Here is a 22,591-nt window from a genome sequence, read left to right on the forward strand (position 1 = left end):
TCGCTCCTCGGCGAGGTTGTCCATGACGTAGGCGAACTCGAAGCCGCCCTTGCCCTTCTCCTCTGCCTCCTCGCGGTACTGCTCGATGACGTGGTCCGGAACGCTCCCGGTCTCGTAGAGCAATCGTCCGACGAGCGTGCTCTTGCCGTGGTCGACGTGGCCGATGATGGCCAGGTTCTGGTGTGGTTTCTCCCCCATGATCTCACCCGCGCCGGTTCGGCGCTACCGCTAGATAATCACTGTCAACGAAGAAATCCGTTTCGGCGACCGCCCGCGAAGACCCTTTACGTGGCGGTTCCCTCCACCCGGCATGGAGTTTCGCCGGCTGGTCCGCGGGCGGGTCGACCGGCCACAGCTAGAACGGATCGGCCGCGAGATCGCCAGCCGGTACGACCGCGAGCGCGTCCACATCTCGGTACTGGAGGCGGACAACTGGCTCTCGACGCCGTGTGTCGTCGACGAGGAGTGGTTCGTCAAGGTGATCAGTCCGCAGAACGCGCTGGTCCACGCGCTGTTCACCGGCGCGCGCAACCTCGGCGTCTTCTCGCGGGGCGAGGAGGGCTTCTTCGACCGGTTCGAGGGCCCGCTCGAGATGAGCCAGCACGAACTCGAGGCCACGCGGCTGGTCAGGGAGATCGGACTCAACGCCCCCAAGCCGGTCGAGGCGTTCGGCGTCGACGAGTTCGGGGTGCTCGTCCTGGAGTACCTGCCCGACTTCCGGACCCTCGACGACCTCGCGCCCGAGGAGGTCGAGACGCTCGCGTCCGACCTCTTCGCGGCGCTCGCGCTCATGCACGACCACGGCCTCGCACACGGCGACCTCCGCGGCGAGAACGTCCTCGTTCACGGCGGGGAACTCTACTTCATCGACGCGACCAACGTCCGTGAGGACGGGCTCTCGACGGCACGGGCGTACGACATCGCGAGCGCGCTCGCGACGCTCGAACCCTCGATCGGGGGCAAGCGAGCCGTCGAGACCGCCGCCGGGTTCTACGGTATCGAGGAACTGATGGCCGCTCGGGACTTCCTCGACTTCGTTCGTCTGCGCCCGGACCACGAGTTCGATGCCACGGGGCTGAAAGGCGAGATCGAACGACGGGCCGGGTGACGGGCAACTTTTTACCCTCGCCTCGCAAACCTCCCGAACGATTATGAGTCAACAGACGATGGACGTTTCACAGCACTACATCGCCGGCGAGTGGACCGACGGGGTGGGTGAGGAGACGTTCGAGAGCGTCAACCCCGCGACGGGCGAGACGCTCGGGGAGTTCCGACAGGGGACCGAGGCCGACGTCGATCGCGCGCTCGCCGCGGCCGACGAGGCGTTCGAGGAGTGGCGCGACCTCTCGTACATCGACCGCGCCGAGTACCTCTGGGACATCTACCACGAACTCAGGGACCGCCACGAGGAACTCGGCCGGGTCGTCACCGAGGAGTGCGGCAAGGAGATCAGCGAGGGGAAAGCCGACGTGACCGAGGCCTGGCACATGGTCGAGTGGGCCGCGGGCAACGCCCGCCACCCCCACGGCGACGTCGTCCCCTCGGAGATCCCGAGCAAGGACGCCTACATGCGCCGGAAACCCCGCGGCGTCGTCGGCTGTATCACGCCGTGGAATTTTCCGGTCGCCATCCCCTTCTGGCACATGGCGGTCACGCTGGTCGAGGGCAACACGGTGGTGTGGAAACCCGCCGAACAGACCCCCCGATGCGGGCAGATCATCGCCGAGATGTTCGAGGACGCGGGCATTCCCGACGGGGTGTTCAACATGGTCCAGGGCTTCGGCGACGCGGGCAACGCCATCGTCGAGGACGAGCGCGTTTCTACCGTTCTCTTCACCGGGAGCGCGGAGGTGGGCCACGAGATCTCCGGCAAGGTCGGCGCGGAACCCGGTAAACTGGCGGCCTGCGAGATGGGCGGCAAGAACGGCATCGTGATCACCGAGCAGGCCGACATGGACACGGCGGTCCACTCGGCGGTCATGTCCTCGTTCAAGACGACCGGCCAGCGCTGTGTCTCCTCCGAGCGCCTGATCGTCCACACCGACGTCTACGACGAGTTCAAGGAGCGCTTCGTCGAACTCGCCGAGGGCGTTAAGATCGGCGACCCGCTCGAGGAGGACACGTTCATGGGGCCGGTCGTGGACGAGAGCCAGGTCGAGAAGTTCCACAAGTACAACGAGTTGGCACGGAAGGAGGGCGGACGGGTGCTGGTCGACCGGGCCGACCCCGAGGAGGGAGAGATCCCCGAGGGCCACGAGGGCGGCTACTGGATCGGCCCGTTCGTCTACGAGATCGAGTACGACCCCGAGCTTCGCTGCCTGCAGGAGGAGGTCTTCGGCCCGCACGTCGCGCTGGTCGAGTACAGCGGCGACGTCGAGAACGCGATCGAGATCCACAACGACACGCCCTACGGGCTGGCGGGCGCGATCATCAGCGAGGACTACCGCCAGATCCACGCGTTCCGGGACTACGGCGAGGTCGGGTTGGGCTACGCGAACCTGCCGTGTATCGGCGCGGAGGTCCACCTGCCCTTCGGCGGCGTCAAGAAGAGCGGCAACGGCTATCCGAGCGCGCGCGAGGTGATCGAGGCGGTCACCGAGCGCACCGCGTTCACGCTCAACAACTCCCGGGAGATCGAGATGGCACAGGGCCTCTCGGCGGACATCAAACTCGACGAGTGACCGACGAGAGGACAGAAACGGGGCCGGGCCAGACCCCGTGGCGATGCGGTAAGGCACTGTGCTGGCGGTCTGCCAGCGAGTACCCGTACCACGGCAGAGGTTATCATTATACTGACGCTAACGGCGGAGTAGGGTGCTCGTAAAGCGGACCGAGGCGGGAGAGGGGTCGCCCGAGCGATCCGATGGGGCGCGACGACCGGGTTGTAGTGCCGTCAAGCGAGAAAAGCGCTCTTCGGCACTCCCCACTCGGGGGTCGAACCTAATAAGCGTGTCCGATCGAACCCGCGGGATCGAGCGCCTCTCGACCACACGGGACCTCGTGGCTCACGGCAGTCGGCGGTCCCGCAGCGCCGGGAACTCCTCGCGGACCCGCTCGACCCGCCCGGGATCGATCTCGCTCACGACGAGCGCGGGGTCGTCCGCGGCGCTCGCGAGCGTCGTTCCCCACGGGTCGAAGACGGTCGACCGACCCAGCAGCCGGGTCCCCTCGTGCTCGCTGCTGCCGTTTATCGTGGCGACGTAACACTGGTTCTCGATCGCGCGTGCCCGCGAGAGCGTCGTCCAGTGTTCGACCCGCGGGTAGGGCCACGCGCTCGGGACCAACACGAGGGAGACGTCGTTGGCGGCGAGTTCGCGGTAGAGTTCGGGGAACCGAAGGTCGTAGCACGTCGTGATCGCGGCGGTGAACCCCTCGACCTCGCAGATCCCCGACGCGGGGTCCTCGCCGGGGACCAGCAGTTCGGCCTCGGCCGACTCGTAGCCGAAGAGGTGGTGCTTGCGGTAGATCGCCCGTCGATCCCCCGAGCGGTCGAACAGGACGGCTGTGTTCGCGAGCCCCTCGTCGGCGGGCGTCGGCGCGTCGGTCGTCTCCGCGAGGTCCTCGACGATCGTCCCCGCGAGCACGTTGATCCCGTGTTCGGCGGCGGCCGCCGAGATCCGCGAGAGCGTCGGACCCGAGAGCCCTTCGGCGGCGCGGGGGTACCGATCGAACGCGAAGTAGCCCACGTTGAATATCTCGGGGAGACAGACGAGGTCGACGTCGCGCGCGGCCGCCTCCTCGATCGCGTCGACCGCCCGCTCGACGTTCGTCTCGACATCGCCGTGGTCGATCCCCAGTTGGGCGAGCGCGAGTTTCATCGTCGGTCGTTCCGGGCGAGGTACTCCCGGATCGTCCGCTCGAGGTTCTCGAGTTCCGAATCGAGGTTCTTCTTGAAGAACCGCTCGACGCCGGGGAGCCTCCCGTCGACGACGAACTCGTTCGTGAGCCGACAGCCCCCGTCGGTCTCCTCGAGTCGGTGGCTGCCCGTCACCCGCATGACCTTCGAACGGCCGACGAACTCGACGTACCGGGGCGGGTCGCGTTCGGTGTCCTCGGTCTCGACGCGGGCGGCGCGGCGGATGACCGGGATGGGGATGTCGATGTACCAGATCGCCTCGTTGCCCGCCTCGTCGACGAGTTCGTAGTCGGAGACGACGCTGATCGCGCGTGCTCGCTGCTCCGGATCGGAAATGAACTCCCAGACCTCCTCACACGATGCCGGCAAAACGAACCGTCGTTCGACCCGGACAGTCATACTGGGAGACGGGGACTCTGCGCCTAAAAAGACGCCGGATCAACTCAGTGTGACTCTCCACGTCGTCGAGCGCGAGCGTCCCCACTTCTCGATCTCGACCTCGTCGCTCTTCTCGTCGAGGTAGGGGAGTCGCGCGCCGACCTGCTTCGAGGAGAGCCCGAGCGCCTCCGCGATGTTCTTCGACCGGAAGTAGCCCTCGCCGGTCGAGACGCTGTCACGGAGATACGCGAGGATGCGTCGGTCCTCGTCCGTGATGTCACTCATTGAGGACTGATAGGGCGCGAGCGGTCTTTAACATTTCCCGATTACGCGTACGCGTGGACGGCCACGATCAGGATCATTCCGGCGACCATCGCCGCCGCGAAGCCCCACGCGCCGACCAGTCCGCCCGGAGCCGCGAGCATTCCGAGCGCGCCGCCGATCGCCAGCAGTCCGAACAGCAACCCGAGGCCGAGCCCCTTGTCGGAGACGGCCCGTGTCGTGCGTGCCATGGGTCGTCGTACGCGGAGGGGGCGTGTAGTGCGTTGTGGTTCGCCGCCGGGAGCGGTACGTTTTTGTTCCGTCGAGCGGTTCTACCGATATGGCACGGAGTACCCACGCTCCTGGTCGAGTTCTCGGCGAGTAGTGTCACCACCGCCGACGCGGGGTCGATCGTTCTGACCGTCGACGACACGTCCCACGAACTCACCAGGGAGGGCGCCGCCGATCTGCGCGCGGCGATCGAGGAGGCACTGACCGAACGCCACGACTTTTTCCGTACCGCCGGCGAGTACCGCGAGGACGGCTCCTACGTGGTCTCGCGGCGCGGCGCGGAGTCGGCGGGCAACGCGAAGGTGTTCGAGGATTTCGACTGCCTGCGGCGGCTCTACGACCGCTTACCTGCGACCATCACCGCCGAGGACGTCGGGCGAAGCGGGATCACCGGGTCGCGCCGGCACATGCTGGTGCGCCACTTCGCCGAACACCCGGCGTTCGACTGCCGGATCGCGAACCGAAGCCCGCTGACCGTCGAGAAGACCTGACCTGATCTTTCAGCACTCGACTACCGACGGTAGGCGGTGCGGTGGCCGGCGCGAGCGGAGCCGTCACGTCCGACGGCTCCGTGAGCGGAGCGGGGAACGGCTGGTATACTCGGAAGCGGCGCGTAATCGCGCGCCGCGACTCGGCGGAGCCTGGTCGGACATGAAAAGGGCGAGGAATTCGCGCCAGCGAATTCCGAGGGCTTTCAGGGGAAAGTACCGCCTTCCTCGAACGCCCGCACGACCCGGTCGATGGCGACGACGTAGGCCGCGGTCCGGAAGTTCGGCACGTCGTGGGCCTCGTAGGCGGAAACGAGGTCCTCGAAGGCGTTTACGATCACCCCCTCCAGTTCGTCGTTGACCCGCTCCTCGTCCCAGTAGAAGCGCTGGCGGTTCTGGACCCACTCGAAGTAGCTCACCGTCACGCCGCCGGCGTTCGCGAGGATGTCGGGAAAGACGTCGACCTCGCGCTCGGTGAGGACGGCGTCGGCGTCGGGCGTCAGCGGCCCGTTCGCGGCCTCGACGATCACGTCGGCCTCGACCTCGCGGGCGAGTTCCTCGTCGATGGCGTTCTCGAGGGCGGCGGGCACGAGCAGGTCGACGTCGAGCGTCAGCAGGTCCTCGCCGGAGAACTCCTCGTCGGCGCCCGAAAAGCCGGCCACGCTGCCGGTATCGTCCTTGTGGTCGCGCACCGACTGCGTGTCGAGGCCCGACTCGCTGTGGATCGCCCCCGAGGAGTCGGACGCGGCGACGACCGTCGCGCCCTCCTCTTCGAGGAGGTTCGCGGCGATCCAGCCGGCGTTGCCGTAGCCCTGGACCGCCACGGTCGCCTCGCTCACGTCGCGGCCGAGGTACGAAAAGGCCTCGCGGGCGGTGATCATGGTCGACCGGCCCGTCGCCTCGACGCGGCCCTCGCTGCCGCCGCTCTCGATCGCCTTCCCGGTGACGACGCCGGGCGCGGTCGTGTTCTCGAGGGTCTCGTAGGTGTCCTTGATCCAGTTCATCTCGCGCTGACCGGTGTTGACGTCCGGCGCGGGGACGTCCCGGTCTTCCCCGATGAGGGGCCGAAGTTCGGTCGCGAAGGCACGGGTGATGCGTTCGAGTTCGGCCTCGGAGTACTCCTTGGGATCGATGACGATCCCACCCTTCCCGCCGCCGTAGGGGATCCCGACGATCGCGGTCTTGTAGACCATCCACCCCGACAGCGCCTTCACCTCGTCGCGGGAGACGTTCGGGTGATAGCGGATCCCCCCCTTGTACGGCCCCCGGTCGCCGTTGAACTGCGATCTGAAGGCCCGAAATCGCTCCAAGGAGCCGTCGTCGAGTTCGACCGAGAGGTTCGTTTCGAGGACGCGTTCGGGGTTCTTCAACCGATCGAGGACGTCCTCGCTCACGTCGAGATACGCGGCCGCGTCGTCGACCTGTTCCTGTAGGCTCTCGAATGGGTTCGCTTCCTCGGCCATCGTTCACTCCCACACCCACTGCGGTGTTAAGCGTGCCGAATACGATATCGGTACACCGAACGACCGTGATCACCGATACGAGTCGGCGAGGCGAGCGCGCTCGCGGATCCGCTCGGCCCGCGCGATCAGCGGCGCGTCGATCATCTCGCCGTCGACGCGGAAGACGCCCCGCCCCTCGCTCTCGGCGCGGTCGCGGGCGTCGAGGACGCGCTCTGCCCACTCGATCGCCTCGGGATCGGGCGTGAACGCCTCGTTGATCGGCCCCACCTGGCCGGGGTGGATCGCCATCTTGCCGTCGTAGCCCAACTGAATCGCGAACCGGGTCTCCTCGACGAGGCCCTCGTGATCCTCGATGTCGGTGTAGACGGTGTCGATCGCCTCGCAGTCGGCGGCGCTCGCGGCGATCACGACCCGCTCGCGGGCGTACAGCACCTCGGTGCCCTCGGCCGTGCGGGTCGCGCCGATGTCGGCGGAGAGGTCCTCCGCGCCGAAGACGAGCGCGTCGACGGCGTCGTGGGCGGCGATCTCGGGCGCCGCGAGCACCCCCGCCGCGTTCTCGACTAGCGCGAGCACCGGAAGCGCGTCGCCGTACTCCCGGACCGCCGCGTCGAAGGCCGCGACGTCCGCTCGGCCGGCGACTTTCGGGAGCATCAGGCTGTCGGGCCGGGCGCGTTCGAGGACCGCGAGGTCGGCCTCGAACTCGGGGGTGACCCGGACGCAGACCTCGCTCTCGGGCGTGAAGTCCGGGTCCGCGAGGAGGTCGGCGACGATCTCACGGGCCTCGGCCTTCCGATCGGGGGCGACGGCGTCCTCCAGATCGAAGACGAGCACGTCCGCGCCCGCCTTCGGCGCTTTTCGCAGCATCTCGGGACGGTCGCCGGGGGTGAACATGACGCTACGGCGGGTCATGGGAGGCGTTCGGACGCGATCCATATCGGTGTGTCCCTCGTCGGGAAACGGGAACAGGTTTATCTCGCCGTTCCCCGAACGACCACCGTGAACGGCTCGACGGGCGTCGTAGCGCTCCTCGTGGGTGGGGGACTCGCTGCCGGGGGGATCGAGGGGGTGCGGACGATCGTCGAGACGGCGACCGGATGGCCCGGCGTCGGGATCGTCTTCGCCTACTCGTTTCTCATCGCCTTCGCCCTGCCCGGTCCGAGCGAGGTCGTGCTGGTCGCGCCGCTGGACATCGCCCCCTCGCGTGCGGTGACCCTCGGGGTCATCGTCCTCACCAGCGCGACCGGCAAGGCGATCGGGAGCCTCGTCGCGTTCCACATCGGACAGGAGGCGAAACGATCCGGCCCGCTGCTTCGCTGGCTCGAACGCTCGCGGTTCGACGTCGTCTCGTGGTCCCAGCGGCGGGCGGTCGGAATCGCCAAGAAGTACGGCTACGCGGGACTCGCGCTCGCGCTCTGCGTGCCCTTCTTCCCGGACACCGTCTCCCTGTACGCCTTCGCGGTCCTCGAGGAGAGCTACTGGAAGTTCGCGGTGGCGACGTTCGTCGGGAGCCTCGGGCGCCTCCTCGTGACGCTCGGCGTCTTCGGCGGGGCGATAAGCCTCCTCTGAGAGGGTCGTTCGTAACCGTTTTCAGCCAGCCGCGGCGGAGACGGGTTTCGCGGGGGCGAAACGGACGACGGAGCATCCCTGCCGGGAGAGACGTACGAACGATCCCCTGAGCCATCGCCGGCGATGACGAGGACTGATTGTGCGGCCCGCCCAACGTCCGGCCATGCGCGAACGACTCGACGACATCGACAGGCGCATCCTCTACTACCTCCGGGTCGACGCGCGGAACACGACCGCGCCGATGATCGCCCAGGAGGTCGACGTCTCGGCGGCGACGATCCGAAACCGGATCGACCAGCTCGAGGAGCGCGGCGTCATCCAGGGCTACCACGCCGACATCGACTACGAGGTCGCCGAGGGAAAGCTGATGAACATCTTCCTCTGTAACGCCCCCACCGGGGTCGACGACGTCGTCGCCCGCACCCTGCAGGTCCCGGGCGTGGTCCACGTCCGCTCGACGATGACCGGGCGCGAGAACCTCCACGTCCAGGCGATCGGGGACGACACGGGGGATCTGACCCGCATCAAACGCGAACTGGCCGACCTGGGCCTCGAGATCGAGGACGAGGGGCTGGTAAACGGCGAGTACTACCGCCCCTACGACCAGTACGGACCGGCCGAAACCCACGAACCGAGCCCGCTGACGGACGTCATGAGCCTCTCGGGCGGCGCGGAGGTGATCGAGATCCCCGTCAGGGAGGGCGCCCCGGTCGACGGACGCACGATCGAGGACAGCGTCGAGGAGGGGATCCTCGACGAGGACGTGCTGGTGATCGCCGTCGAGCGCGAGGACGAGGTCATCACCCCGCGCGGGGAGACCGTTCTTCGGAGCGGGGACGTCCTGACCGTGTTCTCGCAGTCGGGGGTGCAGGACGCCCTGCTCGAGGCGGTCACCGGCGTCTCGGCGACCCGCTGATCGGGGCCGGATTTCGCAAAAGAAAATATATTCCTCGTGTGTTTTCGATAGCTGAGTATGACTGCAGAGAGTTTTTGAATGCGGAGTGGCAACCACGGTCGTGGTAGAGAAGACCCGCACCCTCGATTTCAAGATCGCGTTCGCGCTCGGTCTCGGGACCATGATCGCCGCCGGCATCTTCTCGCTGTCCGGACGGGCGGTCTACGAGATCGGTTCGAGCGCCGTCATCGCGTTCGTGATCGCCGCCCTCATCGCGGGCGTCACCGCCGCGAGCTACTCCGAGTTCGCCTCGATCTACTCCGAGAACGGCGGCGGCTACCTCTTCTCGTCGCGGACCTTCGAGAACGAGTACCTCCTGTTCGGCGTCGGGGCGTCGCTCTTTATGGGCTACTGTGCGACGACCGCCTTCTATCTGGGGACGATGGACCACTGGGTCGAGCAGTTCGTCTTCGGGCCGCTGCTCGAACTGCTGGGACTGGGCGGAATCCACCTCCCGGGCGGGGTCTGGGGGATCCTCACCGCGCTCCTGCTGGGCACGCTCAACGCGAGGGGGACCGAGGAGAGCGGCACCTTCCAGTTGATCGTCACCGGCGCGAAGGTCGCCGTCCTCTTCGCGTTCATCGGCGGGGCCGTCGCCTACGCCGGTCCGACGCAGGCGACGGCCACGTTCGTCGCGCAGTTCCAGTTCGGCGACCCCGCCGGCACCGTCTCGATCGCCGCGCTGGCCTTTATCACCTTCTTCGGCTTCTCCGCCATCGCGGCCAGCGCCGGCGAGATCATCGAGCCCCGGGAGACGGTCCCGAAGGCCATCGCCGCCTCGATCGTCACCGTCACCGTCCTCTATACGTTCGTCATCGTCGCGATGGTCAACGCTCCCGTCGACGACTCGGTGCTGCGGGCGGGCGAGACGGCGATGGGGACGGTCGCCGCCTCGTTCATGGGCCCGGCGGGCCAGGCGCTCATCGTCGCGGGCGCGATCTTCTCGATGGTCTCGGCGTCGAACGCCTCGATCCTCGCCGCATCGAGCATCGGCGACCTGATGGGGCGCCAGGGCCAGGCGCCACGGCCGTTCTCGCGCATCCACCGGCAGTACAACACGCCCTTCTGGAGCATCGTCGCCGTCACGGCGACAATCGTGGCGCTGATCGCGGTGTTCGTCGGGCTATTCCCCGCCGAGGGCGGGCTCTCGGGCGCGGTCCCGTTCGCGCTCGGACTCGACGGGCTGACCGGCTTCGCGAACGTGAACCTGCTCGCGCCACTGGCGGTCGTCAACGTCGCGTTGATCGTCAGTCGCCGACGGTTCCCGGACATCGAGCGCCCCTTCTCGGTGCCGGCCTCGCCGTGGCTGCCAATCGTCGGGATCCTCGCGAACCTCGCGCTGATCACCAACCTGCCGCCGATCGGCATCGTCGCCGCCGTCTTGGTCGAGGTGACGCTGGTCGGCGCCTACCTCGTCTGGGGCGGTGCCCTCGATCGCGAGGAGTTGGTCGACCGGGCGGTCACGGCCCGGCGGGTCACCGCCAACGGCAGCGACGGCCAACGGATCGAGACCCCCGGGGTTCCCTCGACCGGCGACGGGTCGGCCTCGCTCGACGACGCGGAGATCGATCCGTCGGTCGCTCGGGCCGAGTCGGTTCCCGAGGACCGCTACGAGGTGCTGGTCCCGATCGAGCGACCCGGCCGGGCGGCCTCCTACGCCCGGCTGGCGGCCGACGTCGGTCGACTCTACGGCGACGATCCGGTCGTTCGCCTGCTCAACGTCACGGAGATCCCCGAACAGACCGAGAGCGCCGCGCTCGTGGACACCGCGGTCGAGCGTGTCGACCGGATCGAGGAGGAACTCGGCGACGTTCGGGCGGACCTCGAGGCGACGGTGCTCGTCGAGGGCCACATCAGCCGCGACGTCGCGTTCGACGTCCTCACGACCGCCCGCGAGGAGTCCGTCGACCGGATCGCCATGGGCTACCCGGAGGACCGACCGGACATCACCGAGGCGATCGAGTACAAGGCCCCCTGTGACGTGCTGTTCGCCAGCGGGGTGGACGCCCCGCTCGACGTCTCGACGATCACCATCGGGGTCGGCGGCGGCCCCCACCACGACCACCTGCTCGACGTCGCGAGTCGACTCGCTCACCGGGGGACGACGGTCCACGTCGTCAACGTCGAACCGACCGGGACGAGCGGCACCCCGGAGGACGTCGGGCGGACGATCGAGCGCTTCGACGAGCGTGACAGCGTCGAGGTACACACGGTCGCGAGCGACGACGTCGCGGACGCGCTGGTCGACGTCGCGACCGACGTCGGCGGGCCGTTGCTCGTCGGCGCCTCGCGCAACCGGGTGTTCCGGCGGTTCGTCTTCGGCAGCAACGCCGACCGGGTGGTGCGTCGGTCCGCGGGGCTCGACCTCCCGGTGCTCGTCTACGCCAGCGAGACCGGGATCCGCGGTCGCCTCCGCTCGGCGCTGTTCACCCCGTATCGCTACTTCCTCAAGCTGGGTCGGGGCTCGCGCCGGCGGGGCCAGTCGGCCGACGAAACGGCGGACTGATGGGGAGTATCGTAGCCGGCCGGAGCCACGGCGCGTCCTCGACGGGGACGGTGTTCGAGTCCCACCGCGGGCACCTCTGTACGTCTACGAGACTCCCTATGAGGGCCCGGAGATCGAACCGTGAACCCGCACCGTTTTCCCCGACGGCCTCGATTCGGGGACATGCCCGGACTGTACTACGAGGAGTTCGAGGTCGGCGAGACGATCGATCACGGGAAACGGCGGACGATAAGTGAGTCGGACAACCAGCGCTTCTGCGACATGACGATGAACCAGCAGCCGCTCCACCTCGATAGCGAGTTCGCGTCCGGTACCGAGTTCGGCGAGCGCCTCGTCAACGGCCTCTACACCATGTCGCTCGCGGTCGGGCTGACGATCCCCGAGACGACCGACGGGACGATCGTCGCCAACCTCTCGTACGACGACGTCTCGCACCCTGCGCCGGTGTTTCACGGCGACACGATCCGCGCCCGGTCGACGGTCACCGAGAAGCGCGAGACGTCCGACGGCGAGCGCGGCGTCGTCACCATGCACGTCGAGGTCCTGAACCAGGACGACGAACTGGTCTGCGAGTTCGACCGGACCGTCCTCTCGCTGAAGGCTAGCTCACGGTGACGATCAACGCGGCGTTGATCAGCGAGGCGATCGTCCACGGGACCGCGAGCCCCAGCGGGACGATCGCGGTGTACTCAGTCGGAAGGACGGCCCGCCCGGCGAGTCCGACCCCGAGCGCGAACAGTTTGAGCGCGCCGAGCGCGGCGTAGCCGACCCGTTCGAGCGCGAACCGCGCGATCGGATTCCCCTCGACGAGGCCCCGTTCGATCCCGTGATACGTGAGGACGATGTCGGCGACCATCGACACGACGGCGGCCCCCCAGAGCAGCGACTCGTACCCCGAAAGCGTCTCCCAGACGCCCACCTCGTGCGTCGACATCAGACGACTGGTTCGGAAGGTATCGATATTGTTATCAATCAGCTATATCCTTTCGAGAGGGTCCCTAAAACCGAGGGTTCGTCGCCCGCTCACGTGCCGGCAGCAGCTCTATTCCCGTCGCAGCCGACCGCCGACACGTGAGTCCTACAGCCCTCACCACCGGCTGCTCGTCGGTCCGTGGAAGTACATGGTCTGGCTGGGACACGTCCTCCCCGACGGGGCGCACGATCGGGTCATGGAACTGCTCAAACGGCTGCCCTGAACGACGGATTCCGAACCGCGATCGCCGGGATTCCGGCCTCAGAGGACCGTCCCGTGTTTCTTCTCGGGCAGGTCCTTCTCGAGGCCCTCGTAGAAGGCGAAGCGATTGACCAGTTCCTCGCGCAGGTCGCTCGGGGGGACGATGTCGTCGATCACGACCTCGCTGGCCATCCGGTGGACGTCGATGTCCCTCCTGTATTCCTCGCGGAGTTCGGCCTCGCGTTCGGCGCGTTCCTCGGGGTCGTCGATCGCGTCGAGCTTGTTGCGGTAGACGGCGTTGATCGCCGCCTCCGGACCCATGATGGCGATCTCGCCGGAGGGAAGCGCGATCGTGCTCTCGGGGTCGTACGCGGGCCCGCTCATCGCGTAGATTCCCGCGCCGTAGGCCTTCCTGACCACCACGCACTGCTTGGGCACCGTCGCCGAGGAGGTCGCGTAGATCATCTTCTTCCCTTTCTCGAGGATGGCGTCCTTTTCCACCCCGGAGCCGGCCATGAACCCGGGGGTGTCACACAGATAGAGCAGCGGAACGTCGTAGGCGTCGGACTTCCAGATGAACTCCGCGGCCTTCTCGGCGGCGTCGGGGAAGATCGCGCCCGCGCGGTGGTTCGGCTGGTTGGCGATTATCCCGACGGGCCGGCCGTCGATCCGGGCGTAGGCGGTGATGATCTCCGCCCCGTAGTCGGGTTTGAGTTCGAAATAGGAGCCGCGATCGACGACCCGCTCGATCACCTCACTCATGTCGTAGCCCCGATTGGGCTCCTCGGGGACGACCGAATCGATCCCCTCGGGCGAGCGTTTGGGCGGCTTCGACTCCCGTTTCGGGGGTTTCTCGCCCGCCTTGTCGGGCAGGTACGTGATGAGTTGGGAGACGAGGTTCCGGGCGTGGTCCTCGTCGCGGGCGACCAGATCGGCGCTCCCGGAGTGTTCGGCGTGGACCGCAGGCCCACCGAGGTCCTGCATATCGATCTCCTCGCCGGTGACCATCCGCACCATTCTAGGACTAGCTATCGCCATCGCGCTCATCCCCTCGACCATCACGGTGAAGTCGGCGAACACGGGGGTGTAGGCCGCGCCCGCTATGCAGGGCCCGTACAGGACGCAGATCTGGGGAACCCTCCCCGAGAGCATCGAGTGGTTGTAGTAGTATTTCCCGATCCCTTCCCTGTTGGCGAAGAAGCCCCGCTGCTGGTCGATCCGTCCTCCAGAAGAGTCCATCAGATACAGGACGGGTTTCCCGCTCTTGAGCGCGCGCTGTTGCATCCGGAGGAACTTTTCCACACCTTTGCCGGCCATGCTGCCGGCCTTCACGGTGAAGTCGTTGGCCATGAAGTGGACCTCGCGGCCCTCGAACTCCGCGGCTCCCGTGAGCAGGCCGTCGGCCGGCAGGCGGTCGTCGGCGTCGAACTCGGCGAACTTGCCGTCCTCGAACAGGGGTCCGTCGGGGAACCACAGGTCGAGGCGGTCGCGGACGAACAGTTTGCCCTGCTCGGGGAGGCGTTCCCTGTACTTCTCCGGGCCACCACGCTCAATGTCCTCGATCTCCTCCCTGAGCAATCGCTCGCGCTCGGTCGGCCCGAGGTCGTCCTCGTACTCGACGACGGCCTCTTGGATCGCCGTCGGCTCGTCGTCGTCGCCGACGTAGACTTCCACTTCGCCGTCGACGTGCTCCGCGAGGGCGGCGGCGATGGCGGAGGCCTCCTCCTCGCTCGCGTCCGCGCTGATCCGGACGTTCATACCTCGTTTGCAACGGGCGATTTGAAACCGTTTTCCATTGAGGATCGGCTCTGACCCCGACGGCCGAACGGTCGCTGTGAACGTGCCTCCGACCGGCGCGAACCATCGGCACCGCGATCGCCGACCACCTCGAGCGCGCCCGTCGGGCGATCGGCTACGAGCCGCGCGCCGAAGGAGTGGGGCGAACCCCCGTAGTGTCACCACTTTTTAGTGAGTCGCCGTAATTAGATATAATTACGATGGTGCACGGACACGCGGACGGCGAGCGCGTCTCGCGTCACGACCTGCTCCTGGGGCTGATCCCGAGCGTCTACGCCGTCGGCTTGGCCGCTCAGGCGGTGCTCTCGGTGTCCCTGCCCGTGGTGCTGGTTCTCTCCTCCCTGATCGCGGCGACGGGGCTCGTCGACGCGCTCCTCGTCCACCCGCCGGCGTAGGGTTCGGTACCGATCGCCGAACGGCAGTCGCAAGACCAACGTTTAGGCGGCGTCGGCGATCACGTCCGACCCGAACGATTCTACCTATGAGCACCGCTACACACGACCTCCACGATCGGATCGAGACGGTAGCGCGCGCGTCGGCCGACCGGACGAGCCTCGTCACGGTGGCGATCCCGCCCGAGGAGGACCTCGAGGCGGTCCGAAACCGGATCGAACGCGACCACTCCGAGTCCGAATACGGCGACTCGGGGCCGACCAACCGGCACGTCGAGGAGGCCTTAGAGGAGCTTCGAGGCGTGTTGCGGGAGTACGACGCGACCCCCGAGAACGGCCTCGTCGTCTACGTCGGCGTCGTCGACGAGGAGCTGGTCGAGTACGTCTTCGACGACCTCCCAGCGCCGATCGACGGGTTCGTCTACGAGCAGGCAAACAAGTTCGACACCGCGCCCCTCGAGAGCATGACCTCCCCCTCGGCGACGTACGGCCTGCTTGTTGTCGAGCGCGGCGGGGCCGCCCTCGGACGGCTCGAAGGCGAGGAGGTCGTCCCGGTCGAGACCCTGGAGAACGAGGTGGCCGAGGAGACGCCCTCGCTCGACAGCGCGCCCGAGGAGGCCGAGGGCGGGGCCCTCGAGGACCGACAGGCCGAGTGGAAGGAGGGCTTTTTCGACGACGTGGCGGACGCCGCCGAGCGGGCGTTCCTGGGCGATGAGTCCGTCGACGAACTGCTCGTCGGCGGCACCGAGATCACCGTCGAGGAGTTCACCGGCGACGACCGGCTCGACCACCGGCTTCGCGAGAGGGTCGCCGGCACCTACACCGTCGAGTACGCCTCCGAGCAGGGCCTCAGACAGCTCGCCGAACGGGCTGAAGACCACCTCACCGAGGCCGAGGACCTGCCCGCACGCGAGGCGCTCGACGAGTTCTTCGAGCGGGTCGACACGGGCGAGGAGGTCGTCTACGGGCGCGAAAACGTGGACGAAGCGCTCACCTACGACGCCGTCGAGACGCTGCTGCTCGCCGAGTCGGTCCCCGCCGAGGAGGCGAGCGAACTGGCCGAGCGCGCCGAGGAGATCGAGGCCGAACACGTGCTCGTCCCGACGGGGATCGAGCGCGGCGAGCAGTTCGAGGAGGCGTTCGGCGGCTACGGCGCGCTGTTGCGCTTCGAGATCGAATAGTCGACATCGTCCCTTCGCGAGAATCGGAAAACGGCTTGTGCGATGGTTTCGGACGGGGAGAGCTTGTCGAGTCCGTCGACCATCGCACGCCGTGAAGCCGCAAACTACAGGTCGGGAAACTCCCGTTGGTACGCCGTCCCCTCGAGGCGATCCTCCCGAAGCGGCCAGAAGGCCAGAAGCGTTGCGGTCTCTCCCTCGACTGCTCGCGAGGTGTGAGGGATCTCGGGAGGGATCGCCAACGTGTCGTAGGGTTCGAGTTCGACCCGCTCGCCGTCGACGAGGAAGTCGAGGCGTCCCTCGACGAGCATGTTCATCTGTTCGTACGGGTGCGTGTGGGGCTCGCCATCCGGCTTTTCGGGACCGATCCGGGAGAAGCCGAGCATCTGATCGATACCGCGAAAGACGACCTGTTCGAAGCCCGGTTCCTCGCGATACGGCGCGATCTCCCGCAGATCGTATACGGCCGGAATCGCGGACGGGTCGTAGTCGCGTGGCATGTGAGTACCTTCCGCGTGCGCCAGATAAACGTGCCCGTTCCGTCCGCGGGCACCGGGACGAACGGCCGGACGGGAACGCCCCTACTGTCCCGTTTCGTCCGTTTCGGACGGGATCAGTTCAGCGCGTCCTCGAGCCGGTCGATCAGTTCGGTCGAGCCGACGTGGACCGGGACGCGGTCGTGGAGGGCGTCGGGTTCGACCTCCAGAAGCGAGCGCTCCCCGTCCGAGGAGCGCCCGCCGGCGGTCTCGACGATGTACCCCACTGGATTGCCCTCGAACTGGAGGCGGAGTTTGCCCTCCGGGGCGGACTCGAGCGCGGGATACGCGAAGACCCCGCCGTAGGTCAGCACCTGGTTGACGTCGCCGATCATCGATCCTCCATACCTGAGTCTGAGGCTCTCGTCGCACTCTATCTCGCGGGCGTACTCGTCGAAGGAGTCGATCCAGTCCGGTACTCGGCCGCCGAAGCCGTAGACCGAGGGCTCGTCGGGTAGCGTGAGGTCCTCGCGGACCGCCTCCCGCTCGCCGTCGGTCACGACGTACTCGGTGACCTCGCCGTCTGCGGCGGCCGCCATCGTCGTGATCGGGCCGTAGAGCACGTAGGCGGCCCCAACCAGTTCGTGCCCGGCGGCGGGCATCGGGGCGTCGTAGATCCCGACGATGGTGCCCATCGTGTTGTTGGGCTTGAGGTTCGAGGAGCCGTCCAGCGGGTCGACCGCGATCGAGAGGCCCTCGCCCGTATCCACGGCCTCCGCGGTCTCCTCGCTCGCGTACTGGCCGACCCCGTCGATCGCGCCGAGGCGCCCCTCCAAGAGGTCGTCGGCGTAGTCGTCGGCCGCGAGTCGCAGTTCGCCGCTGGGGTTCTTTCCGGCGGTCTCGGTCCGCCGACCGGGGAGGGCGGCGCGGATCTCGGGTGCGGTGCGGGCGACCGTCTCGAAGACCTCCTCGACGACGTTCGAGCGATCACGATCCATCAGTCGTCGGAGGGGGCGGCCGCCTCGGTCGCCGCGAGCGCGTCGTCGGCGCTCGCGCCCTCGAAGATGACTTCTTCGAGCGCGTCGAGCAGCGCCGTGGGGTTCTCGCGCTGGAAGACGTTTCGCCCGACGGCGAGCCCCGAGGCCCCGGCGTTGATCGCGCTCTCGACGGTCTCGAGGAAGTCCCTGTCGCTCGCTTTCGACCCGCCGGACATCACGACCTTCGTCTTGCCGGCCATCGCACAGGCGTTTTCCATCGCCTCGGACGACCCGGGGTACTTCACCTTCGTGATGTCCGCGCCGAGTTCGAGCCCCAGACGGGTGGCGTACGAGATCACGTCGGGCTTGGTGTCGTTCTTCAGTCCCTGTCCCCGCGGATACGACCACATGACGACCGCCATGTCCTCCTCGCGGGCGCTCTCCTGGACGTCGCGGAACTCCTCCGCCATCTCGACCTCGTGGTTCGAGCCCCCGTAGAGGGTGAAGCCGACCGCGTCCGCACCCAGTTCGGCGGCGTACTCGGGCGAGCAGTTCACCGCCGAGTCGTGTTCGCCCATCCAGAGGTTCGACGTGCCGTTGACCTTGAGCAGGAGGTTCACGTCATCGGCGTAGGAGGGGTAGTACGCCTCGGCGATCCCCTTCTGGACGGCGACCGCGGTGACCGCGTCGTGGGTAGCGACCTCGAAGATCCGCTCGGGGTCCATCGTCTCGGGGACGGGTTCGAAGTCCACGGGACCGTGCTCGAGACCGTGGTCGTAGGCGAGAATCAGTACCTTCCCATCGCGGACGATCGGGGAGTCGGAAAGCGGGAGCATTCGTGTGGGAATCCGGCGACCTACTATAAGAAACTACTGCCCGTCGTCCGTCAGCGATACGGGGGGTAGCGGCCCGCTAACGAACGATTCCGGCGAATTCGGGACGGGGAACTAACTCCGAAGATAGTAAACCCCGTCCGGCACGCTTAGGACCTCCCCGGGTGAAGCGATCCCATGACCATCGAATCGGTCGAGCGGATCGGCGTGGTCGGTGCGGGAACCATGGGCAACGGCATCGCACAGGTCTGTGCGCTCAACGGCTACGAGGTCGTGATGCGCGACATCGAGACGGAGTTCGTCGAGAACGGTCTGGAGGCGATCGACGACAGTCTGGAGCGGTTCGTCTCGAAGAATCGACTGAGCGAGGAGGAAGCCGAGAGTGCTAAAGAACGGATCACCGGCACGACCGACCTCGACGACCTCGACGACTGTGACCTCGTGATCGAGGCCGCCGTCGAGAAGATGGACATCAAACAAGAGATCTTCGCCGACCTCGAGGCGATCACGGACGAGGACGTGATCCTCGCGACCAACACGAGCACGCTCTCCATTACGACGATCGCGAGCGCGACGGATCGGGAGGATCGGGTGATCGGGCTTCACTTCATGAACCCGGTGCCGATCATGGAGGGCGTCGAGGTGGTCGTCGGCGAGAAGACGGGCGAGGAGACGGTCGAAACCGCCCACGCGCTCGCCGAGGACCTCGGCAAGACCACCTGGGAATCCGACGACAAACCCGGCTTCGTCACCAACCGGATCCTGATGCCGTGGATCAACGAGGGCATCCGGGCGTACGACGAGGGCGTCGCCTCGAAGGAGGACGTCGACCGCGGGATGGAACTCGGGACGAACGTCCCGATGGGGCCGCTGACGCTCGCGGACCACATCGGACTCGACATCTGTCTCGACGCCAGCGAGACGCTCTACGAGGAACTCGGCGACCGGTACAAACCCGCCTACCTCCTGAAGCGGAAGGTCGACGCGGGCGATCTCGGCAAGAAGACGGGCAGGGGCTTCTACGAGTACGAGTGAGCGACGACGAACCGAGCGAACGCGACCTCGCCGGGGCGCTGTACCGGGAACTCGAAGCGACCGAGGGCCTCCCGATCGATCCCGTGGCCAACCGGTGGCTCGGCGAGGCGCAGGCGGTCGCCCGGGAGATCCGAGGTGACGTCTCCCCCGAGGTGCGCCGCGAGGGGGCGACGGACGTCGTTCGACTGTTGGAATCGATCGAGGAGACGGACGACGAACGGGCGGACGAACGCGTCGAGCGGGCGCTCGCGCTGGCGGAACGGTTCGCTCAGGCCTGATGGAACGGCCGTTCGGCGACCGTCGTGCGGAGGTCGCCGACGGCGGCCCGATCGGACTCGCCGAGCATCCGGGTGACGATCGCGCTGACCTCGCTTCGCGAGACCTTCACGCCCCGCTCGGAGAGGGCGTCCTCCGGCCGGGCGGAGAGTTCGCGTAGGGTGCCGACCGCGAGCAGGTAGGGGATCGCCCACGCGGCCAACCGGTTGCCCTCGACCTCGGGGAGGGTCTCGAGGTAGCGCTGGGCGTCGTCGAGGAAGGTCCGTGCGTGGTCCGCGGTTCGTCTCACGACCGCCTTCGATCCGTCCGCGTGCTCCTCGGCGAGCACGCGCTCCTGCGGGACGCCCTCCGCGTCGAGCCACGCCGCCGGCAGGTAGACGTTGTCCTCCTCGCGGTAGTCGTCGTAGACGTCCTTCGAGATGTTCACCAGTTGGAGCAGGAGTCCGAACGATTCGGCGGTGTCGTAGAGGGTTCGCTCGACGGAGCGATCGACCCGCTCGACGCTCTCGGCGTCCCCGGGGGGGCCCGTGTTTCGACAGATGAGGTTGGTGATGAGGACGCCCACGGTGCCCGCGGCGTAGTAACAGTACTCCTCGAGTTCCTCGCGTGTCGCGATCCTGAGCCCCCCGTGATCCGCGTAGCGCTCGACGAACAGCGCCATCCCCGAGACGAGTTCGAGGACGGGCGGCCGGATCGCCTCCGTGACCGATTCGGGCTGGCGCTCGAAGGTCCGGACGACGCGGGGCGCCTGGGAGACCACCGTCCAGTCCGCGGTGCGCTCGCCGTCGTCGGGGATCCACCCGGAGACCGCCTCGGTGAACGACTCGACCCCCGTCGGGTCCGTCGGATCGAGGACGGCGTGGTAGGTCCGAAGCAGCGTCGCCTGCGTCTCCGGCGGGATGTGACGGGCGTCCTCGACGGTGTCGGCGATCCGACAGAGGAGGTAGCCCACGCAGATGTACGACGACATGGGCTCCTCTAGCACGTCGATCGTCAGCGCGAACGTCCGTGAGACGCCGTCTACCGCCTCGTGACACCATTCGAGGTCGGCGGTCGCCTCTGGCAACGAACTCGGGGAGGATCCAGACATAGCCGTTGTCCGTCCTATGGGTCGGAGACAAAAAAACCCACAGGACCCGGCGTGAGCCGTCAGAACCTTTAGGACTGTCCCCTCCCAGAGGACAGGATATGGGATTCAAACGGCTGCTCGGTCTCGGATCGAAGCGCCTGCGCGCGCTCACCATCCTCGCCGCGGCGGGAAAGGCCCTCCGCAAGGGTCGCCCCCTCCGAGGGGCCGGACTGATGGTGGTCGCGGCGCTCGCGTGGAAGTACTTCCTCGTCGCGATGGTCGCGGAGGCCCTGCTGGGTGCGCTCCGGGGGGACGACTCGAAGGACGATCCCGACGCCCCCTCGTCCGAACCCGAAACATAAAGCATCGACCGGGAGGATTCGAAGTATGGACTTCAGCCTCTCCCCCGAACAGAAGCAGATCCGCGAGATGGTCGCGGAGTTCGTCGACGAGGAGATCGAACCCCGAGCGAGCGAGATCGACGAAACCGACGAGTTCCCCCACGACCTCGTGCGCGAGATGGGCGAACTCGGCCTGATGGGGATGCCGTTTCCCGAGGAGTACGGCGGCGCGGGCCTCGACTACCACTCGTACGCGATCGGCCTCGCGGAGATCTCGCGGGGGTCGGGCGGCCTCGGAACGGTCGTCGCCGCCCACACCTCGCTCGCGGGCAACATGCTCTACGAGTTCGGCAGCGAGGAACAGAAGGAGACGTACCTAGCGCCGCTCGCCGAGGGGCGGGAGGTGGGCGCGTTCGCGCTCTCGGAGGCCGGCGCGGGCAGCGACGTGCCCGCGATGGAGACGCGCGCGCAAAAGGAGGGCGACGAGTACGTCGTCGACGGCGGGAAGCTCTGGATCTCGAACGGGTCGGTGGCCGAAACGATCACGCTGTTCGCGAAGACGGATCCCGACGCCGGAAACGGGGGGATCTCCTCGTTCATCGTCCGGCCCGAGGAGGACGAGGGCTTTTTCGTCGAGGGAACGGAGCACAAACTCGGCGACAAGGGCTGTCCGACCGCCGAACTCCGATTCGACGGGATGCGACTCCCCGAAACCCGCCGGATCGGCGAGGAGGGCGAGGGGTTCGTGCAGGCGCTGAAGACCCTGAACGGCGGACGCATCACCATCGCCGCCCGCGGGGTCGGCCTGGCGCAGGCCGCGCTGGACGACGCACGCGAGTACGCGAACGAGCGCGAGCAGTTCGGCCAGCCGATAGGGGAGTTCCAGACGATCAAACACAAGCTGGCGGACATGGACACCAAGTTGAGCGCCGCCCGCCTGCTCATGCATCAGGCGGCGGATCGGAAGATCCGCGGCGAGGACTTCATCAAGGAGGCCGCACAGGCGAAGCTCTATTCGAGCGAAATAAGCAGGGAGGTCGCGAACGAGGCGATCCAGATCCACGGCGGGTACGGCTACACCACCGATTTCGACGTCGAGCGCTACTACCGCGACGCCAAACTCAACGAGATCTACGAGGGCACCAGCGAGATCCTCAGGAACACGATCGGCGACAAGGTGCTGGACTGATAGGGTCGTTCGTCACTGTTTTCAGCCACCCTCAGCAGCGGCGGGTTTCGCGGGGCGAAACGGACGATGGAGCATCGATGCCGGGAGAGA

General features: G+C 67.3%; 26 protein-coding genes. 13 read left to right on the forward strand and 13 right to left on the reverse strand.

What is annotated here, in order from left to right:
- The coding region (locus tag QRT08_RS16760; protein ID WP_286047124.1) for a GTP-binding protein at positions 1-198 on the reverse strand (198 nt) is incomplete at its 3' end.
- 112 nt (positions 199-310) lie between these two features.
- Between QRT08_RS16760 and QRT08_RS16765 the strand changes: the two genes are divergently transcribed.
- Both QRT08_RS16765 and QRT08_RS16770 read left to right on the forward strand, forming a co-directional pair.
- On the forward strand, positions 311-1,108 hold the full coding sequence (locus tag QRT08_RS16765; protein ID WP_286047125.1) for an RIO1 family regulatory kinase/ATPase domain-containing protein: 798 nt from the start codon (positions 311-313) through the stop codon (positions 1,106-1,108).
- A gap of 43 nt (positions 1,109-1,151) precedes the next feature.
- Positions 1,152-2,681 (forward strand): aldehyde dehydrogenase family protein, encoded by a 1,530-nt coding sequence (locus QRT08_RS16770; protein WP_286047126.1) that lies wholly within the window; start codon positions 1,152-1,154, stop codon positions 2,679-2,681.
- Positions 2,682-3,005: 324 nt separating this feature from the next.
- Here QRT08_RS16770 and QRT08_RS16775 read toward each other — a convergent pair whose 3' ends face one another.
- From QRT08_RS16775 to QRT08_RS16790, 4 genes are read right to left on the reverse strand one after another with little or no spacing between them, the layout of a single operon-like run.
- Positions 3,006-3,818: a carbon-nitrogen family hydrolase gene (locus tag QRT08_RS16775; RefSeq protein WP_286047127.1), complete on the reverse strand. Its 813-nt coding sequence runs from the start codon at positions 3,816-3,818 to the stop codon at positions 3,006-3,008.
- On the reverse strand, positions 3,815-4,255 hold the full coding sequence (locus QRT08_RS16780; RefSeq protein ID WP_286047128.1) for an SRPBCC family protein: 441 nt from the start codon (positions 4,253-4,255) through the stop codon (positions 3,815-3,817). Before QRT08_RS16780 ends, QRT08_RS16775 begins: the two co-directional genes overlap by 4 nt.
- 39 nt (positions 4,256-4,294) lie before the next feature.
- Positions 4,295-4,519: a DUF7123 family protein gene (locus QRT08_RS16785; protein ID WP_286047129.1), complete on the reverse strand. Its 225-nt coding sequence runs from the start codon at positions 4,517-4,519 to the stop codon at positions 4,295-4,297.
- A 41-nt stretch (positions 4,520-4,560) separates the two neighbouring features.
- On the reverse strand, positions 4,561-4,746 hold the full coding sequence (locus QRT08_RS16790) for a DUF7525 family protein (RefSeq protein WP_286047130.1): 186 nt from the start codon (positions 4,744-4,746) through the stop codon (positions 4,561-4,563).
- A gap of 159 nt (positions 4,747-4,905) precedes the next feature.
- On the opposite strand from QRT08_RS16790, the gene QRT08_RS16795 reads away from it, so the two are divergent.
- Positions 4,906-5,277, forward strand: a complete 372-nt coding sequence (locus tag QRT08_RS16795; protein WP_483299975.1) for a DUF7528 family protein — start codon at positions 4,906-4,908, stop codon at positions 5,275-5,277.
- 203 nt (positions 5,278-5,480) lie between these two features.
- On the opposite strand, the gene QRT08_RS16800 is transcribed toward QRT08_RS16795, so the two are convergent.
- Positions 5,481-6,737, reverse strand: coding sequence for a Glu/Leu/Phe/Val family dehydrogenase (locus QRT08_RS16800; RefSeq protein WP_286047132.1), 1,257 nt, complete (start codon positions 6,735-6,737; stop codon positions 5,481-5,483).
- Between the two features lie 69 nt (positions 6,738-6,806).
- On the reverse strand, positions 6,807-7,646 hold the full coding sequence (locus QRT08_RS16805; RefSeq protein ID WP_286047133.1) for an HpcH/HpaI aldolase/citrate lyase family protein: 840 nt from the start codon (positions 7,644-7,646) through the stop codon (positions 6,807-6,809).
- Positions 7,647-7,733: 87 nt separating this feature from the next.
- Here QRT08_RS16805 and QRT08_RS16810 point away from each other — a divergent pair, with 87 nt between their 5' ends.
- The 4 genes from QRT08_RS16810 (at position 7,734) to QRT08_RS16825 (ending at position 12,379) form a co-directional block, all read left to right on the forward strand.
- The gene (locus QRT08_RS16810) at positions 7,734-8,303 is read left to right on the forward strand and encodes a YqaA family protein (protein ID WP_483299974.1); all 570 of its coding nucleotides are present in this window, start codon (positions 7,734-7,736) and stop codon (positions 8,301-8,303) included.
- Between the two features lie 163 nt (positions 8,304-8,466).
- A complete protein-coding gene (locus QRT08_RS16815) occupies positions 8,467-9,219 on the forward strand; it encodes an Lrp/AsnC family transcriptional regulator (RefSeq protein ID WP_286047134.1) in 753 nt (250 codons plus the stop codon).
- 100 nt (positions 9,220-9,319) lie between these two features.
- Positions 9,320-11,764, forward strand: a complete 2,445-nt coding sequence (locus QRT08_RS16820; RefSeq protein ID WP_286047135.1) for an amino acid permease — start codon at positions 9,320-9,322, stop codon at positions 11,762-11,764.
- Positions 11,765-11,926: 162 nt separating this feature from the next.
- Positions 11,927-12,379 carry a MaoC family dehydratase gene (locus QRT08_RS16825; RefSeq protein WP_286047136.1) on the forward strand — a complete coding sequence of 151 codons (453 nt, stop codon included), beginning with the start codon at positions 11,927-11,929 and terminating at the stop codon, positions 12,377-12,379.
- On the opposite strand, the gene QRT08_RS16830 is transcribed toward QRT08_RS16825, so the two are convergent.
- Positions 12,366-12,698 carry a DUF5658 family protein gene (locus QRT08_RS16830; protein ID WP_286047137.1) on the reverse strand — a complete coding sequence of 111 codons (333 nt, stop codon included), beginning with the start codon at positions 12,696-12,698 and terminating at the stop codon, positions 12,366-12,368. The genes QRT08_RS16825 and QRT08_RS16830 overlap by 14 nt on opposite strands.
- Positions 12,699-12,998: 300 nt before the next feature.
- Complete coding sequence (locus QRT08_RS16835) at positions 12,999-14,696, reverse strand: acyl-CoA carboxylase subunit beta (protein WP_286047138.1); 1,698 nt, start codon at positions 14,694-14,696, stop codon at positions 12,999-13,001.
- A 239-nt stretch (positions 14,697-14,935) separates the two neighbouring features.
- Between QRT08_RS16835 and QRT08_RS16840 the strand changes: the two genes are divergently transcribed.
- Together QRT08_RS16840 and QRT08_RS16845 are read left to right on the forward strand one after the other, a co-directional pair.
- Complete coding sequence (locus QRT08_RS16840; protein WP_286047139.1) at positions 14,936-15,130, forward strand: DUF8015 family protein; 195 nt, start codon at positions 14,936-14,938, stop codon at positions 15,128-15,130.
- A gap of 86 nt (positions 15,131-15,216) precedes the next feature.
- Positions 15,217-16,308 (forward strand): baeRF10 domain-containing protein, encoded by a 1,092-nt coding sequence (locus QRT08_RS16845; RefSeq protein ID WP_286047140.1) that lies wholly within the window; start codon positions 15,217-15,219, stop codon positions 16,306-16,308.
- A gap of 104 nt (positions 16,309-16,412) precedes the next feature.
- Here the strand turns inward: QRT08_RS16845 and QRT08_RS16850 are convergent, their stop codons facing one another.
- The 3 genes from QRT08_RS16850 to QRT08_RS16860 all read right to left on the reverse strand — a co-directional run bounded on the left by QRT08_RS16850 (position 16,413) and on the right by QRT08_RS16860 (position 18,594).
- A complete protein-coding gene (locus QRT08_RS16850) occupies positions 16,413-16,805 on the reverse strand; it encodes a cupin domain-containing protein (RefSeq protein ID WP_286047141.1) in 393 nt (130 codons plus the stop codon).
- Between the two features lie 113 nt (positions 16,806-16,918).
- On the reverse strand, positions 16,919-17,779 hold the full coding sequence (locus tag QRT08_RS16855) for a class 1 fructose-bisphosphatase (protein WP_286047142.1): 861 nt from the start codon (positions 17,777-17,779) through the stop codon (positions 16,919-16,921).
- A complete protein-coding gene (locus QRT08_RS16860) occupies positions 17,779-18,594 on the reverse strand; it encodes a class I fructose-bisphosphate aldolase (RefSeq protein WP_286047143.1) in 816 nt (271 codons plus the stop codon). The genes QRT08_RS16855 and QRT08_RS16860 overlap by 1 nt, the downstream gene beginning before the upstream one ends.
- A gap of 174 nt (positions 18,595-18,768) precedes the next feature.
- Here QRT08_RS16860 and QRT08_RS16865 point away from each other — a divergent pair, with 174 nt between their 5' ends.
- Both QRT08_RS16865 and QRT08_RS16870 read left to right on the forward strand, forming a co-directional pair.
- Positions 18,769-19,626 (forward strand): 3-hydroxyacyl-CoA dehydrogenase family protein, encoded by an 858-nt coding sequence (locus QRT08_RS16865; RefSeq protein WP_286047144.1) that lies wholly within the window; start codon positions 18,769-18,771, stop codon positions 19,624-19,626.
- Entirely contained in the window at positions 19,623-19,904 is a 282-nt protein-coding gene (locus QRT08_RS16870) for a DUF8152 family protein (protein WP_286047145.1), read from the forward strand. The genes QRT08_RS16865 and QRT08_RS16870 overlap by 4 nt, the downstream gene beginning before the upstream one ends.
- On the opposite strand, the gene QRT08_RS16875 is transcribed toward QRT08_RS16870, so the two are convergent.
- A complete protein-coding gene (locus QRT08_RS16875; RefSeq protein WP_286047146.1) occupies positions 19,895-20,992 on the reverse strand; it encodes a phytoene/squalene synthase family protein in 1,098 nt (365 codons plus the stop codon). The two genes, QRT08_RS16870 and QRT08_RS16875, sit on opposite strands and share 10 nt — an antisense overlap.
- A gap of 98 nt (positions 20,993-21,090) precedes the next feature.
- Here QRT08_RS16875 and QRT08_RS16880 point away from each other — a divergent pair, with 98 nt between their 5' ends.
- The gene (locus tag QRT08_RS16880; RefSeq protein ID WP_286047147.1) at positions 21,091-21,333 is read left to right on the forward strand and encodes a hypothetical protein; all 243 of its coding nucleotides are present in this window, start codon (positions 21,091-21,093) and stop codon (positions 21,331-21,333) included.
- Between the two features lie 25 nt (positions 21,334-21,358).
- Complete coding sequence (locus tag QRT08_RS16885) at positions 21,359-22,501, forward strand: acyl-CoA dehydrogenase (RefSeq protein WP_286047148.1); 1,143 nt, start codon at positions 21,359-21,361, stop codon at positions 22,499-22,501.
- The last annotated feature ends 90 nt before the right edge of the window (positions 22,502-22,591 follow it).

The sequence above is a fragment of the Halalkalicoccus sp. NIPERK01 genome (assembly GCF_030287405.1).
Taxonomy (GTDB): domain Archaea; phylum Halobacteriota; class Halobacteria; order Halobacteriales; family Halalkalicoccaceae; genus Halalkalicoccus.

Excerpts from the sequence above, each read along its gene's own strand:
- QRT08_RS16765 (WP_286047125.1), top strand. The coding sequence starts at position 311 with ATGGAGTTTCGCCGGCTGGTCCGCGGGCGGGTCGACCGGCCACAGCTA.
- QRT08_RS16770 (WP_286047126.1), top strand. The coding sequence starts at position 1,152 with ATGAGTCAACAGACGATGGACGTTTCACAGCACTACATCGCCGGCGAG.
- QRT08_RS16775 (WP_286047127.1), bottom strand. The coding sequence starts at position 3,818 with ATGAAACTCGCGCTCGCCCAACTGGGGATCGACCACGGCGATGTCGAG.
- QRT08_RS16780 (WP_286047128.1), bottom strand. The coding sequence starts at position 4,255 with ATGACTGTCCGGGTCGAACGACGGTTCGTTTTGCCGGCATCGTGTGAG.
- QRT08_RS16785 (WP_286047129.1), bottom strand. The coding sequence starts at position 4,519 with ATGAGTGACATCACGGACGAGGACCGACGCATCCTCGCGTATCTCCGT.
- QRT08_RS16790 (WP_286047130.1), bottom strand. The coding sequence starts at position 4,746 with ATGGCACGCACGACACGGGCCGTCTCCGACAAGGGGCTCGGCCTCGGG.
- QRT08_RS16800 (WP_286047132.1), bottom strand. The coding sequence starts at position 6,737 with ATGGCCGAGGAAGCGAACCCATTCGAGAGCCTACAGGAACAGGTCGAC.
- QRT08_RS16805 (WP_286047133.1), bottom strand. The coding sequence starts at position 7,646 with ATGACCCGCCGTAGCGTCATGTTCACCCCCGGCGACCGTCCCGAGATG.
- QRT08_RS16815 (WP_286047134.1), top strand. The coding sequence starts at position 8,467 with ATGCGCGAACGACTCGACGACATCGACAGGCGCATCCTCTACTACCTC.
- QRT08_RS16825 (WP_286047136.1), top strand. The coding sequence starts at position 11,927 with ATGCCCGGACTGTACTACGAGGAGTTCGAGGTCGGCGAGACGATCGAT.
- QRT08_RS16830 (WP_286047137.1), bottom strand. The coding sequence starts at position 12,698 with ATGTCGACGCACGAGGTGGGCGTCTGGGAGACGCTTTCGGGGTACGAG.
- QRT08_RS16835 (WP_286047138.1), bottom strand. The coding sequence starts at position 14,696 with ATGAACGTCCGGATCAGCGCGGACGCGAGCGAGGAGGAGGCCTCCGCC.
- QRT08_RS16840 (WP_286047139.1), top strand. The coding sequence starts at position 14,936 with ATGGTGCACGGACACGCGGACGGCGAGCGCGTCTCGCGTCACGACCTG.
- QRT08_RS16845 (WP_286047140.1), top strand. The coding sequence starts at position 15,217 with ATGAGCACCGCTACACACGACCTCCACGATCGGATCGAGACGGTAGCG.
- QRT08_RS16850 (WP_286047141.1), bottom strand. The coding sequence starts at position 16,805 with ATGCCACGCGACTACGACCCGTCCGCGATTCCGGCCGTATACGATCTG.
- QRT08_RS16855 (WP_286047142.1), bottom strand. The coding sequence starts at position 17,779 with ATGGATCGTGATCGCTCGAACGTCGTCGAGGAGGTCTTCGAGACGGTC.
- QRT08_RS16860 (WP_286047143.1), bottom strand. The coding sequence starts at position 18,594 with ATGCTCCCGCTTTCCGACTCCCCGATCGTCCGCGATGGGAAGGTACTG.
- QRT08_RS16865 (WP_286047144.1), top strand. The coding sequence starts at position 18,769 with ATGACCATCGAATCGGTCGAGCGGATCGGCGTGGTCGGTGCGGGAACC.
- QRT08_RS16875 (WP_286047146.1), bottom strand. The coding sequence starts at position 20,992 with ATGTCTGGATCCTCCCCGAGTTCGTTGCCAGAGGCGACCGCCGACCTC.
- QRT08_RS16880 (WP_286047147.1), top strand. The coding sequence starts at position 21,091 with ATGGGATTCAAACGGCTGCTCGGTCTCGGATCGAAGCGCCTGCGCGCG.
- QRT08_RS16885 (WP_286047148.1), top strand. The coding sequence starts at position 21,359 with ATGGACTTCAGCCTCTCCCCCGAACAGAAGCAGATCCGCGAGATGGTC.